This is a genomic window from Parasphingorhabdus sp., from assembly GCF_048269865.1.
Lineage (GTDB): Bacteria > Pseudomonadota > Alphaproteobacteria > Sphingomonadales > Sphingomonadaceae > Parasphingorhabdus.
The window spans coordinates 219,362-231,787 of record NZ_JBLWUA010000004.1; the positions used below are offsets into that span (position 1 = coordinate 219,362).

At 59.5% G+C, this 12,426-nt stretch carries 14 protein-coding genes; 2 read left to right on the plus strand and 12 right to left on the minus strand.

Annotated features, from left to right (window positions below; all coding sequences use genetic code 11):
- Nucleotides 1-390: 390 nt before the first annotated feature.
- The 7 genes from grxD to leuC form a co-directional block, all read right to left on the minus strand.
- Entirely contained in the window at nucleotides 391-723 is a 333-nt protein-coding gene (gene grxD, locus ACN0WW_RS07220; protein WP_417610896.1) for a Grx4 family monothiol glutaredoxin, read from the minus strand.
- Nucleotides 724-733: 10 nt separating this feature from the next.
- Nucleotides 734-967 (minus strand): BolA/IbaG family iron-sulfur metabolism protein, encoded by a 234-nt coding sequence (locus ACN0WW_RS07225; protein ID WP_417610898.1) that lies wholly within the window; start codon nucleotides 965-967, stop codon nucleotides 734-736.
- 6 nt (nucleotides 968-973) lie between these two features.
- Complete coding sequence (locus ACN0WW_RS07230) at nucleotides 974-1,300, minus strand: DUF1476 domain-containing protein (RefSeq protein ID WP_417610900.1); 327 nt, start codon at nucleotides 1,298-1,300, stop codon at nucleotides 974-976.
- A gap of 70 nt (nucleotides 1,301-1,370) precedes the next feature.
- Nucleotides 1,371-2,372, minus strand: coding sequence for an NADPH:quinone oxidoreductase family protein (locus ACN0WW_RS07235; protein ID WP_417610902.1), 1,002 nt, complete (start codon nucleotides 2,370-2,372; stop codon nucleotides 1,371-1,373).
- Between the two features lie 33 nt (nucleotides 2,373-2,405).
- Entirely contained in the window at nucleotides 2,406-2,999 is a 594-nt protein-coding gene (gene leuD, locus ACN0WW_RS07240) for a 3-isopropylmalate dehydratase small subunit (protein ID WP_417610904.1), read from the minus strand.
- A 2-nt stretch (nucleotides 3,000-3,001) separates the two neighbouring features.
- Nucleotides 3,002-3,289 (minus strand): hypothetical protein, encoded by a 288-nt coding sequence (locus ACN0WW_RS07245; RefSeq protein WP_417610906.1) that lies wholly within the window; start codon nucleotides 3,287-3,289, stop codon nucleotides 3,002-3,004.
- 9 nt (nucleotides 3,290-3,298) lie between these two features.
- Nucleotides 3,299-4,729, minus strand: a complete 1,431-nt coding sequence (gene leuC / locus ACN0WW_RS07250) for a 3-isopropylmalate dehydratase large subunit (protein ID WP_417610908.1) — start codon at nucleotides 4,727-4,729, stop codon at nucleotides 3,299-3,301.
- 102 nt (nucleotides 4,730-4,831) lie between these two features.
- On the opposite strand from leuC, the gene ACN0WW_RS07255 reads away from it, so the two are divergent.
- Nucleotides 4,832-5,347 (plus strand): sterol desaturase family protein, encoded by a 516-nt coding sequence (locus ACN0WW_RS07255; protein ID WP_417610910.1) that lies wholly within the window; start codon nucleotides 4,832-4,834, stop codon nucleotides 5,345-5,347.
- A gap of 19 nt (nucleotides 5,348-5,366) precedes the next feature.
- Here ACN0WW_RS07255 and ACN0WW_RS07260 read toward each other — a convergent pair whose 3' ends face one another.
- The 4 genes from ACN0WW_RS07260 to ACN0WW_RS07275 form a co-directional block, all read right to left on the minus strand.
- Nucleotides 5,367-5,882 (minus strand): hypothetical protein, encoded by a 516-nt coding sequence (locus ACN0WW_RS07260; RefSeq protein WP_417610912.1) that lies wholly within the window; start codon nucleotides 5,880-5,882, stop codon nucleotides 5,367-5,369.
- 212 nt (nucleotides 5,883-6,094) lie between these two features.
- Entirely contained in the window at nucleotides 6,095-6,727 is a 633-nt protein-coding gene (locus ACN0WW_RS07265; protein ID WP_417610914.1) for a glutathione S-transferase family protein, read from the minus strand.
- 420 nt (nucleotides 6,728-7,147) lie between these two features.
- Nucleotides 7,148-8,635, minus strand: a complete 1,488-nt coding sequence (locus tag ACN0WW_RS07270) for a SulP family inorganic anion transporter (protein ID WP_417610916.1) — start codon at nucleotides 8,633-8,635, stop codon at nucleotides 7,148-7,150.
- A 314-nt stretch (nucleotides 8,636-8,949) separates the two neighbouring features.
- Nucleotides 8,950-9,633 carry a glutathione S-transferase family protein gene (locus tag ACN0WW_RS07275; RefSeq protein ID WP_417610918.1) on the minus strand — a complete coding sequence of 228 codons (684 nt, stop codon included), beginning with the start codon at nucleotides 9,631-9,633 and terminating at the stop codon, nucleotides 8,950-8,952.
- A gap of 100 nt (nucleotides 9,634-9,733) precedes the next feature.
- Between ACN0WW_RS07275 and ACN0WW_RS07280 the strand changes: the two genes are divergently transcribed.
- On the plus strand, nucleotides 9,734-11,107 hold the full coding sequence (locus ACN0WW_RS07280; protein WP_417610920.1) for an alkaline phosphatase PhoX: 1,374 nt from the start codon (nucleotides 9,734-9,736) through the stop codon (nucleotides 11,105-11,107).
- Here ACN0WW_RS07280 and ACN0WW_RS07285 read toward each other — a convergent pair.
- A complete protein-coding gene (locus ACN0WW_RS07285; protein WP_417611115.1) occupies nucleotides 11,104-12,267 on the minus strand; it encodes an isovaleryl-CoA dehydrogenase in 1,164 nt (387 codons plus the stop codon). The genes ACN0WW_RS07280 and ACN0WW_RS07285 overlap by 4 nt on opposite strands.
- Between the last annotated feature and the right edge of the window lie 159 nt (nucleotides 12,268-12,426).

Consider the following 12,426-nt stretch of genomic DNA (forward strand, 5'->3'; position numbering starts at 1 on the left):
TTTATTCGACCACGAATGTAAACAGTGGTTTCTCCCGGCGACGTCGTTGGTGGATGTTCAGGGGTCGTTTGTCGAAAAATATCCGCCTGTCGAGATATCTTACACATGTAACAGCATCTAAAATTTATAAACCATTTAAGCATCTGTATTATAACGGTTTATTAGAACTGGCACAGCCGATGCATAGGGAAGCGCGTACATATTGAATTTCACTTCCCAATCCTCCTTCCGGAGGAACATATGAGGGGGACAATCGACTGGTCTCTGTTGTCCCCTCTCATAAAAGTTTCGACAAAGCTTACCCAAGCTTACCCCAAATAAAAACGGCTCGGTCCTCCTAGACCGAGCCGTTTTTTATTTCTGGATCAAGCCGGTCGCGCCGACGGGCGTTCAGGCCTGAGCGGGAGCAACCTTTTTCTCGGCCATCAATTCGCCAAGCTCACCGGCCTCATACATTTCCATCATGATGTCGCTGCCACCGACAAACTCGCCCTTGACGTAGAGTTGCGGGATGGTGGGCCAGTCGGAATAATCCTTGATGCCCTGGCGAACCTCCATATCCTGCAGCACGTCGAAGGAATCGAAAGCGACTCCAAGATGCTCCAGGATGGCGACAGCCCGGCTGGAAAAGCCGCATTGTGGGAATAAAGGCGTACCCTTCATGAACAGCACCACATCATTGCTGTTCACCACCGCTTCGATTTTCGCGTTTACATCGGTCATATATATTCTCCTAGTCGGGGATTGCCGTCGTGAGTTGCAGCGCGTGCAATTCACCGCCCATTTTCCCCTTTAGCGCAGCGTATACTGCCTGATGCTGTTTCACCCGGCTCATATCTGCGAAAGCGGCGGACGTTACCTTTGCCGCATAATGGTCGCCGTCGCCAGCCAGATCGGTAATCTCTACCGAAGCATCTGGAAAGGCTGCCAGGATCATCGCCTCAATATCTGCACTTGCCATAGGCATAGGGGGTTACTTAGCCTCTTCAATGAACTGGCGACGGGCTTCGATCGTCTTTTCGGCGAGAGCCGTGCGAATGCCAGCATCGTCCATCTCGACACCAGCCGAAGTCAGATCGCCCAGAAGCTTGCGAACGACGTCTTCATCGCCCGCTTCCTCAAAATCAGCGGCCACAACTTCTTTCGCGTAAGCATCGGTTTCCTCAGACGTCAGGCCCATTTTTTCCGCCGCCCATTGCCCGAGCAGGCGATTCCGCCGCGCGGTCACCCGGAACAGCATCTCTTCATCGCGCGCATATTTTGCTTCAAACGCCTGTTCGCGATCTTTAAAATTCGTCATGAGCTTCCCTTGATCTGAGTTGATATGAAAATAGGCATAACCGGTGGCCGCCGCAAGTGGCGTTGGCCAATCAATCGGCGACCTTGACCACCAATTTGCCGATTGCACCGCGGTCCGCCATTTTCTGGATCGCCTTGCCGGCATCTGCAAAGGCAAAGGTTTCGGACACGCGCGGCTGGATACGCCCCTGCTCCCACAGGTCGAACAGGCGGTCGATATGCGCCCGATTGCCCTTCGGATCGCGCATCGCATAAGCGCCCCAGAACACGCCGCACACGTCACAGGACTTGAGCAGGGTCAGATTGAGCGGCAGCTTCGCAATGCCGGCGGGAAAGCCCACCACCAGAAAACGGCCTTCCCAGGCGATCGAACGCACGGCGGGCTCGCTATAGTCGCCGCCAACAGCATCATAGATGACATCCGCGCCATTCGGACCAACAGCGGCCTTGAACTGCGCTGCCAAAGCCTTGGACTGGTCCTTGTCGAACGGCGCGCGCTCATAGACCACGGTTTCGTCCGCACCGGCGTCCTTGGCAAAGGCGGCCTTTTCTTCCGACGATACGGCTGCAACCACCCGCGCACCAAAGGCCTTGCCCAGTTCGACCGCAGCAATACCGACGCCGCCGGATGCGCCGAGCACCAGCAGGGTATCGCCTTCCTTGATGTGGCCGCGATCGACCAGCGCATGGATTGAGGTGCCGTAGGTCAGCAGCAGAGCGGATGCATCTTCAAAGCTGACGCTGTCCGGAATTTTGAAAACACTGTTCCGGTCGACCGTCACTTTCTCGACCAGCCCGCCGTGACCGGTGGTCGAGGCAACCCGGTCGCCGACCTTCAGATCTTCCACGCCTTCTCCGACCGCTGCAATGACGCCGGACACTTCCCCGCCCGGCGCAAAGGGCCGCTGCGGCTTGAACTGGTACATATCCTGGATGATCAGCACGTCGGGATAGTTGATCGAGCAGGCTTTGACATCGATCAGTACCTGACCCTTGCCAGCGACCGGATCATCGACATCCAGCATCTCCAGCGTGTCCGGTCCGCCCACTTTGGTTGACATCAATGCCTTCATATCATTCCCTTCCCTGAGATCTTTTTTGCGATTCTATGCCGCAACGGGCTTGAGCCACGGTTGCGCAGAATCATTGTTCATTTCGTGCCGTGTTATGGCATCGGCCTTCGCCAATGTCAGGTCAATTTCGTCCAGCCCCTCAACCAGACACTGGTGCCGGAACGGATCCATCTCGAAAGAAAAGCGATCCTGAAACGGCGTCGTGACGCTCATGCTCTCCATGTCGATGGTGATCGGATCGGTTTTGGCGACCTCCATCAGCCGGTCGATCGCTTCCTGTGGCAAGGCAATCGCCAGCAGCCCGTTTTTAAAAGCGTTGCCGGCAAAAATATCCGAAAAACTCGGGGCAACGACCGCTTTGATGCCCATGTCATCAAGTGCCCAGGCAGCATGTTCCCGGCTCGAGCCGCAGCCAAAATTATCGCCGGCGATCAGGATCGGCGCACCGGCATATTCCGGATCATCAAACACATTGCCTTCCTGCGCCCGGATCGACTCAAACGCGCCCTCGCCAAGCCCTTCGCGCGAAATTGTCTTCAGCCATTTGGCGGAGATAATGACATCGGTGTCGACATTTTTTTGACCGAACGGGATAGCACGTCCCTCAACGCGATTGACTGGTTCCATATCTATTCTTCTTCGCTTTTGTCGTTCAGCTCTGCATCATCGTCGCCGTCATCATAGTCCGGCTCATTCTCATATTTCGGCAGCGGCTTGCCCTTGACCGGCTTGAAATCGTCGTGCTTTTTCATCTGGTGCCGTCCGGCATATAGCAAGGCGGCCGCAACCGCAGCCGAGCCGATCGCCGCGCCGACTTTGGCACCCGTCGACCATGACCCGGATTCCGTGCCCTGCGAGTCCTTGCTCTTGGCCGGCTTGGAACCAGACGGTTTTTTCTGTTTTTTGTCGTCGCTCATATCAACCTCTTATCTTGTGAGTTCGCGTACGTCGGTCAGCTTGCCGGTAACAGCGGCAGCGGCGGCCATGGCGGGGGACATCAGATGCGTTCTGGCACCCGGACCCTGCCGCCCGACGAAATTGCGATTGGATGTTGATGCGCAGCGTTCACCCGCTGGCACCTTGTCCGGATTCATGCCGAGACAAGCCGAACAACCGGGCTCGCGCCATTCAAAACCGGCTTCGGTAAAAATCCGGTCGAGCCCTTCGGCCTCGGCCTGCGCCTTGACCAGTCCGGAGCCCGGGACGACAATCGCCCATTTGACGTTATCTGCCTTTTTGCGACCGTCAAGAACAGCAGCAGCAGCCCGCAGATCCTCGATCCGGCTGTTGGTGCAGCTGCCGATGAAGATATTCTCCACCACCACTTCGTTCAGTGCTTGTCCGGCCTCGAGACCCATATAGTCCAGCGACTTGCGGGCCGCATTCTGCTTGGATGCGTCGGCAAAGCTTTCCGGCGCAGGTATTGTTCCGTTGACCGGAACAACATCCTCCGGACTGGTCCCCCAGGTCACCGTCGGCGACACGTTGGCAGCGTTGATGGTCACGCTCTTGTCGAATGTGGCACCCTCGTCCGTCGGCAGCGTCTTCCAGTAAGCGACCGCCGCATCCCAGTCCGCGCCTTTCGGAGCCATCGGGCGGCCCTTCAGATAGGCGAAGGTCTTCTCGTCCGGCGCGATCAGACCAGCGCGTGCGCCCGCCTCAATCGACATATTGGAGACGGTCAGACGCCCCTCGATCGACATTTGCTCGAACACTTCACCGCGATATTCAATCACATGCCCGGTGCCGCCAGCGGTGCCGATAACGCCAATGATATGCAGGATCAGGTCTTTCGGACTGATCCCGGGGCCGAGCAGCCCCTCAACCCGGATTTCCATGGATTTTGAGCGGGTCAGCTGCAGCGTCTGCGTGGCCAGCACATGCTCGACCTCGCTGGTGCCAATGCCGAATGCCAACGACCCCAGCGCACCATGCGCCGCCGTGTGGCTGTCGCCGCACACCATCGTTGTACCCGGCAGGGTGAAGCCCTGTTCCGGCCCGATCACATGGACGATGCCCTGATTGATATCGCTGGCGCCGATATATTTGATACCGAACGCGGGCGCATTGGCCTCCAGCGCTTCCAACTGCGCGGCGCTTTGCGGATCAGCGATCGGGATTTTATTCCCCTCGGCATCCAGCCGTGCGGTGGTCGGGAGGTTATGATCGGGAACCGCAAGCGTCAGATCCGGCCGCCGCACCTTGCGTCCTGCCAGACGCAGGCCTTCAAATGCCTGCGGGCTGGTGACTTCGTGCACCAGATGCCGGTCGATATAGATGAGCGCCGTGCCATCATCGCGCTGGTCGACAACATGCGCATCCCAGATTTTCTCGTATAACGTCTTCGGTTCGGTCATAAGCTCCTGACTTTCAATATGGGCCTTCGTTTAGTCAGATCAATCAGCGGTGCAAGTCAGAATTGCCTTCAAAACCGTTCAAAGACCGCCTATCTTCGCTGCATGAGCCTTTTCGCGATCATCGCAACCGTCCTTGTTTCCGTCCTCGCGATGGAGTTTGTCGCGTGGGCGAGCCACAAATATATCATGCACGGCTTCGGCTGGGGCTGGCACCGCGACCATCATGAACCGCATGACAACAAGCTCGAGAAAAACGACCTCTACGGCATCGTCGGCGCGGCGATGAGCATCTCGATGTTCGCCATCGGCAGCCCACTGATCATGGGCGAACATTATTGGGAACCCGGCACCTGGGTCGGGCTCGGCATCATGTTCTACGGCATCATCTACACCCTGGTCCACGACGGCCTCGTGCATCAGCGTTACTTTAAATACGTCCCGCGCGGCGGCTATGCCAAGCGGCTGGTCCAGGCCCACAAGCTGCACCACGCGACCATCGGCAAGGAAGGCGGCGTCAGTTTTGGCTTTGTCTTCGCACGCGATCCGGCGAAGCTGAAAGCGGAACTGAAGCGGCAGCGCGAAGCAGGGGTCGCGGTTGTCCGGGATGCGGTGGGTTAAGCCAACTCAAGCGAAAAGCTCACCCCCTCTGATCGGCGGACCGTCCTTTCGAGATCGCTTGTAACAATTGCTCAGGGCGCTGCGACCCGATGAAAATCACCCCGCCATCCTCCAGTACCAGCCTTACCGCCCGATCACCGCGAGCGTTGAACATCGTACCCTTCGCACCAAAACGCAGCCCCCAGCCGCCAAAGTCCCGCAGGGGGCGATAGCCGGTTACCTCTGACGTCCTGATATTTGACAGATGTATCTGCTTCCTGGGGAAAATGGGAAATCCGACCCGTACCTGATCGGCAGTGACCGCGGTTTGCAACCTGAACCAGACATACAGCGACAGGATGAATATTATGGGCAGAACCGCCACGAGGATTCCGGTGACGGCGTCCTGAGTGGAACCACCCGATATGGCGGAATAGGCTGCGAGAATGCCGACCGGCACAACCACCACCAGAATAGCACCGATCAGCAGCGGGGAAAAACGCTGTTCTTCCCGGAAAACCGGTTCGGTTGACTTCCTATCAGTTGAACGATTCAATGACTAACGCTTCCCCAGAGTGACTTGGATAAGTGTAGCCTAACCCGGCTTTGCCAGCAACACCCACCTACCCATATGCGGCGGATGGCGGGGATTTGTTTGCTTGCTTGGTCGAGGCATCCCTAACATTCGTCATTGCGAGGATCGCAGCGACGCGGCAATCCAGAGTGTCTGTACCGCTCTGGATTGCCGCGCTTCGCTCGCAATGACGTTTAGCTAGGCTTCGGCAACAGCACCGGCCCGCCCAGCTCCACCGTCTTCTGATAGCCCGGTCGCGCCACCAGCGTTTCGAAATAGCGTTTGCAATTGGGACGGCTGTCCAGCTGGCCCAGCGCCGCGCGGCCTTCGAGCATATAGTGCAAGTTGATATCCGCGCCGGTAAACTTGCCCGCGACCAAGAAATCCTTGCCCTCCAGCTCGATCTCCAGATGGTCGAGCAGCTTTTCGACCTCGGCGTTCAGGAACCCGCCCATGACCTCCGGCAACCCGCCCAGCATCGGCGCGATGCCGGTGATGATGAAGCTCATTCCCATCGTGCCCTCGGCAAAATGCAGCCATTCGAGATATTTCGCCCGCTCCGGATGATCGGGGGCCACGCCGAGCGCGCCGTCGCTGTGCCGCTCAATCAGATATTCGATGATCGCGCTGGATTCGACCATGGTCACGCCGTCCACCTCGACCGTCGGCGCCTTGGCCAGCCGGTGTATCTCACCCAGTTCCGGCGGCGACCGCTTGGTCACCGGATCGCGGTGATAGGTCACCATCTCATAGTCAATCCCGCCCTCCTCGCACAGCCAGATGATGCGGGACGAACGGGAATAGTCGAGATGGTGCAGCTTGATCATGATGGTCTCCTGTAAACTTTGGAGCAAATGTGCGGCAAAGGCACCACAGCGTCAACAGGACAATGTGCTCCGCACGCGATGCGGAGCTCTGGCGGCAGACGATGGCGCGCCGACCGCAGGGCTCCGCATCGCGTGCGGAGCACAACGCTGATACCGAAAGCCGCCGTTCCCTGCCGAAGGGCAGGGCCCAGAATGATCCCGCCCGATCGTCAGGACCCCGGCCTGCGCCTGAGCACGGCAATGCCTAACCACCCGTGCCCCGGCGCAGGCAGGGGCCCATCTCTGCTATTGCGGTCAGAGGGCAGGAGGCTTTCGGGCGCTAAACTCAAGTCTGGTAACACACCCGCCATCGGGCTCGCCGCACCTTCTCTAGATGGGCACCGGCCTACGCCGGGGCACCCCCTGGCTCACCGCCAAAGTCTAATGCCCGACAACCCCCAGGCTCTCGAACGGCTTTTCATTCTCGCTATATTTCTCGACCAGCGTCGCGCTGGCCGCATTCAGACCGATGATCTCGACCGTCTTGCCCTCGTTCTTCAATCGGTCGACGATCTTGTCGAGAATCCCGGTGGCGCTGATGTCCCAGAAATGCGCGTCATGGACATCGATAATCACGCTGTCGATACCCTCCTCGTTAAACTCGATCGCTTCATAGAGCATATCGACGGACCCGAAGAACACCTCGCCGGCGAAAACATAGCGATGGGTGGTAATCTCGACAAAATCCTGAATCCGCACCAGTTGCCGCACCTTCCAGGCGAAGAATATGCCCGACAGCAGCACCCCGGTGAGCACCCCGATCGACAGATCATGCGTCGCCACGACCATCACCACAGTGGCGATCATCACCACATTCGACGGCCAAGGATGATGGGTGATCTCGGTAAAGCTCTGCCAGCGGAAGGTCGAAACCGACACAAAGATCATCACCGCAACCAGCGCCGGCATCGGGATCTGCGCGACCCACTGGCCCAGCCCGACGATCAGCACCAGCAGCATCACGCCCGCGACAAAGGTCGACAGCCGCCGCCGGCCGCCCGACTTGATATTAATCACCGACTGCCCGATCATCGCGCATCCGCCCATGCCGCCGATCCAGCCGGTGACAAAATTAGCAATGCCCTGCCCATAGGTTTCGCGCCGCTTGTCGCTGCGCGTCTCGGTCAGGTCATCGACAATCGACGCGGTCAGCAAGGATTCCAGCAAGCCCACGGCGGCCATCGCCAGTGAATAAGGCGCGATGATCTGCAAGGTTTCCCAGGTGATAGGAACCTGCGGAATATGCAGCCACGGCAGGCTGTCGGGCAGTGCGCCCATGTCACCGACAGTGAACACATCGGCGCGGAAATACATGCTGATCCCAGCCAGCACCACGATTGCGGCGAGCGGCGATGGCACCAGCGTGGTGATCCGCGGCAGGCCGTAGATGATCGCCAGACCGGCGGCGATCATGACATAGGTCTGCACGGTGAAGGCTTCGCCGGTCATCTGCGGAATCTGCGCCATGAAGATCAGAATCGCCAGCGCATTGACGAAACCGGTAATCACCGAGCGCGAGACAAAGCGCATCAGCAGGTCGAGCCGCAGCAAGGCGGCAATACCCTGAAACACGCCCATCAAGATGGTTGCGGCAAACAGATATTCGACACCATAATCGCGCACCAATGGCACCACCAGCACCGCCACCGCAGCGGTCGCTGCGCTGATCATCCCCGGCCGGCCACCAACCAGCGAGATAATCACGGCGATCGAGAAACTGGCATAAAGCCCGACCCGCGGATCGACACCAGCGATGATCGAAAAGCCGATCGCCTCCGGAATCAGCGCCAGCGCCACCACCAGGCCGGCGAGAAATTCGGTTTTGGGGTTCGACAGCCAGTCGCGCCTGAAATCGCTGTGTATTGCCATGGGCAGCCTCCATTGGTCAAAAAATGCTGCGCCGCAACATCTGAAATGATGCGCCTTTGCCGTAAGGGCCGGATGCAGTCAAGTTTAGCGGGCGGTGCTATGTGGATACAGAGAGGGAAACCTGAACTCCGCCCTTGCAGACTGTGCTCCGCACCCGATGCGGAGCCCTGCCCTCGCAACGCCACCTCCGGCCGCCAAAGCTCCGCATCAAGTGCGGAGCACAAAACTCAGGCCGACCGCACCTGTTCCCTGCCGAAGGGCAGGGCCCAGAATGATCCCGGGCAATCGTCTGGACTCCGGCCTGCGCCGGAGCACTAGCCCACCCGATAATCCGCGGTAACCGTCGCCACCGCAGCAATCTCTGCTTCATGACCCGCCTCGCGCTGCGGCTCTGCCAGCGCCTGCCGCTCCCATTCCAGCATCGCCGGATGAGCGAGGATACGCTCGACCCACCCTTGCCCGACGGTACCGATATCGAGATCAAAGGACCGCACCCGATAGGCAACCGGCGCATAAAAGGCGTCGACGATCGTGAACCGCTCGCCGGCCAGCCACGGCCCACCAAAGCGATCCAGCCCTTGGGCAAACAGCTCGCCGATCCGGTCAATATTGCGCTGCAGGGGCTGTGCAATCTCGTGCAACCGCGCCCGGACCCCGACATTCATCGGACAGATATTGCGCAGCGGCGCAAAACCGCCGTGCATTTCCGCCGCCGCACAGCGCGCCCATGCCCGCGCCGCGTCCTCTTCCGGCCAGCAGCCGGGATGCCGTTCCGCCAGATATTCCGCAATCGCCAACGAATCCCAGACCGTCTGCTCACCATCCTTCAGGCACGGCACCTGCCCGTTCGGCGCGAATTCCCGGAACCGCTCGTAATTTTCTTCCTCGAAATGGATAATCTCGTCGGCAAACGGAATATCGAGCGCCTTCATCAGCACCCAGGGGCGCAGCGACCAGCTGGAATAGTTGCGATTGGCAGTGATCAGAGTGTACGTCATAATTCTGTTTTCTTTTGGCGCTAGGCGCGGACATCAATGGAACCCCACCATAGACCGACAACAGGAATATTGAACCATGACATTATCCCGAAGAGATTTTATGCGCTCCGCTCAGGCCGTCGGCCTGTTCTACGCGTCTTTCTCTCTCGCCGGATGCGCCAGTGCCCGCAGCGCCAATCGCTCGTTCACGCTGATCCCCGACCCGGCGAAACGCCTCGATCTGCCGGAAGGCTTTTCCTACACTTTGGTCAGCGCGACCGGCGGCACCATGTCCGACGGTTTTTTCCGGCCCGGTCGGCCAGACGGCATGGCCTGCTTTGCGCATCCCGACAGCGCCGACAAATGCATCCTGATGCGAAACCACGAAAACTGGAACAGCACCCCCATCGGCAGTCCCTTTGGCAAGGGTGCCGAGCTGTTGGACCGCGTATCGGACAGCCAGCTCTATGACCGGAAAGCCGACGGTGCGCCCTTTTTCGGCGGCGTCACAAAAGTCGTCTATGACCTGAAAAACAAGCGGATGGAGCGGGACTTTCTCGTGCTCACCGGCACCGCTGCCAATTGCGCGGGCGGCAGAACCCCGTGGGGCAGCTGGCTGAGCTGCGAAGAGGAAGTGCTCACTGCGGGCAAAGAGTCGGACAAATATCACGGCTTCGTTTTCGAGAACCCTTCCAGCGCCAAAGGCCTGATCGACGCCGTGCCGCTCAAGGCGATGGGCCGCTTTGCCCACGAGGCTGCCGCCGTCGATCCCGAAAGCGGCATTGTCTATATGACCGAGGATGACCGCAGCGGCCTGATCTATCGCTTCATTCCCACTGTGAAGGGCGATCTTGCCAGGGGCGGCCAGCTACAGGCGCTGGCCATCAAGGGCTGGAAATCGGCGCTGACCAACAACTGGCCGGAAGACTGGGGCGGCGGGGGTGCCGGACGCATCAAGCAGGGCCAGCAGTTTGACATCGAATGGATCGATCTCGACGATGTCGAATCTCCCGAAGCCGATCTCGCGGCGCGCGGTCATGCGGCCGGCGCGGCCTATTTCTGTCGCGGCGAAGGCATGGATTACGGCCTGCGTCCCGGCAGCGCCAGCGGCGAGATATTTTTCACCTGCACCCAGGGCGGTGCCCAGCGAACCGGGCAGGTCTGGAGCTATGCGCCGGACAATTCGGGAGCAGACGTCGGCAAGCTGACCCTACTCTATGAATCCGGAAGCGCCGATACGCTCGACTTGTGCGACAATCTCGCGCTGGCACCCTGGGGCGACCTGATCCTCTGCGAAGACGGCAGCGGCAGCAACTATCTGCGCGGCCTGACCCCCGACGGCAAGATCTACGACTTCGCCAGAAATGCCCACAAGGACGAAGCCGAATTCTGCGGTGCCTGCTTCTCGCCCGACGGCACCACGCTGTTCGTCAATGTGCAGGAACCGGGCTTCACCTATGCGATTACCGGGCCCTGGGAGACGCTGCGGGTTTAACCCCCGCCGATCAGTTCCCGCCCGATCAGCATCCGTCGGATCTCGTTGGTGCCCGCGCCGATATCGAGCAGCTTGCTGTCCCGCCAGTAACGCTCGACCGGCCAGTCGGTGGTGTAACCCGCGCCGCCCAGCGCCTGGATCGATTCCTCGGCGACCCGCACGCTGTTCTCGCTGGCCAGCATCACCGCGCCCGCCGCGTCGAAACGCGTCGTCTGGCCGGCATCGCAGGCCTTGTTGACATTATAGACATAGCTGCGCGCGCTGTTCAGGCGGACATACATGTCGGCGATCTTCCCCTGCATCAGCTGGAACGTGCCGATCGGCTTGCCGAACTGCTTGCGCTCGCGGACATAGGGAATGACCGTGTCGAGGCAGGCCTGCATCAGGCCGAGCGGAATCGCCGCGAGCACTGCGCGCTCATAATCGAGGCCGGACATCAGCACGCCGACGCCGCCGTTCAGAGGGCCCATGACATTTTCTTCCGGCACTTCGCAATCATCGAACACCAGTTCGGCGGTCGGGCTGCCCTTCATGCCGACCTTCTCGATCTTCTGGCCGATGGAGAAGCCCTTCATGCCCTTTTCGATCAGGAAGGCGGTGATCCCGCCCGAGCCGGCCTCGGGCCGGGTTTTCGCGTACACCACCAGCGTGTCGGCATCGGTTGAATTGGTGATCCAGAATTTGGTGCCGTTGAGCACATAGCCGCCCTGCACCGCTTCCGCCTTGAGCTTCATCGAAACCACGTCTGAGCCGGCTCCCGCTTCCGACATTGCCAGCGATCCGACATGTTCGCCGGAAATCAGTTTCGGCAGATATTTGGCTTTCTGCTCGGCATTGCCCCAGCGCCGGATCTGGTTGACGCACAAATTGCTGTGCGCACCATAGCTGAGGCCCAGCGCAGCACTACCGCGACTGACTTCCTCGACCGCAATCGCATGTTCCAGATAGCCCAGGCCAAGCCCGCCGTCGGCTTCTTCGACGGTAATGCCATGCAGGCCGAGATCGCCCATCTGCGTCCACAGCTCCCGCGGAAACCAGTCCTCGCGGTCCATCTTCTCGGCCAGCGGCATGATCTTCTCTTCGGCAAAGCGCCGGGTCGTATCGCGGATCTGGTCGGCCATTTCACCGAGCTGGAAGTCAAATTGTGGCGTGGCGATCATCATCAATCCTTTGTGTGTTTGCTGATCGTGTAGCAGAATTTTAGCTGTTTTCTAGAGCTTGTTCCCCTGCGCAGGCAGGGGTCCATCTCCTGCCGTCGCGTCAAGAACACAGGCCGGGAGATGGATCCCCGCCTACGCGGGGAAACAGGCGTTTTGCAT

Bases quoted from the DNA above. Each gene is read 5' to 3' on its own strand.
- ACN0WW_RS07225 (WP_417610898.1), bottom strand. From the start codon at position 967: ATGCCTATGGCAAGTGCAGATATTGAGGCGATGATCCTGGCAGCCTTT.
- ACN0WW_RS07280 (WP_417610920.1), top strand. From the start codon at position 9,734: ATGCGCTCCGCTCAGGCCGTCGGCCTGTTCTACGCGTCTTTCTCTCTC.
- ACN0WW_RS07245 (WP_417610906.1), bottom strand. From the start codon at position 3,289: ATGAGCGACGACAAAAAACAGAAAAAACCGTCTGGTTCCAAGCCGGCC.
- ACN0WW_RS07285 (WP_417611115.1), bottom strand. From the start codon at position 12,267: ATGATCGCCACGCCACAATTTGACTTCCAGCTCGGTGAAATGGCCGAC.
- leuC (WP_417610908.1), bottom strand. From the start codon at position 4,729: ATGACCGAACCGAAGACGTTATACGAGAAAATCTGGGATGCGCATGTT.
- ACN0WW_RS07255 (WP_417610910.1), top strand. From the start codon at position 4,832: ATGAGCCTTTTCGCGATCATCGCAACCGTCCTTGTTTCCGTCCTCGCG.
- ACN0WW_RS07275 (WP_417610918.1), bottom strand. From the start codon at position 9,633: ATGACGTACACTCTGATCACTGCCAATCGCAACTATTCCAGCTGGTCG.
- ACN0WW_RS07270 (WP_417610916.1), bottom strand. From the start codon at position 8,635: ATGGCAATACACAGCGATTTCAGGCGCGACTGGCTGTCGAACCCCAAA.
- grxD (WP_417610896.1), bottom strand. From the start codon at position 723: ATGACCGATGTAAACGCGAAAATCGAAGCGGTGGTGAACAGCAATGAT.
- ACN0WW_RS07235 (WP_417610902.1), bottom strand. From the start codon at position 2,372: ATGAAGGCATTGATGTCAACCAAAGTGGGCGGACCGGACACGCTGGAG.
- ACN0WW_RS07265 (WP_417610914.1), bottom strand. From the start codon at position 6,727: ATGATCAAGCTGCACCATCTCGACTATTCCCGTTCGTCCCGCATCATC.
- ACN0WW_RS07230 (WP_417610900.1), bottom strand. From the start codon at position 1,300: ATGACGAATTTTAAAGATCGCGAACAGGCGTTTGAAGCAAAATATGCG.
- leuD (WP_417610904.1), bottom strand. From the start codon at position 2,999: ATGGAACCAGTCAATCGCGTTGAGGGACGTGCTATCCCGTTCGGTCAA.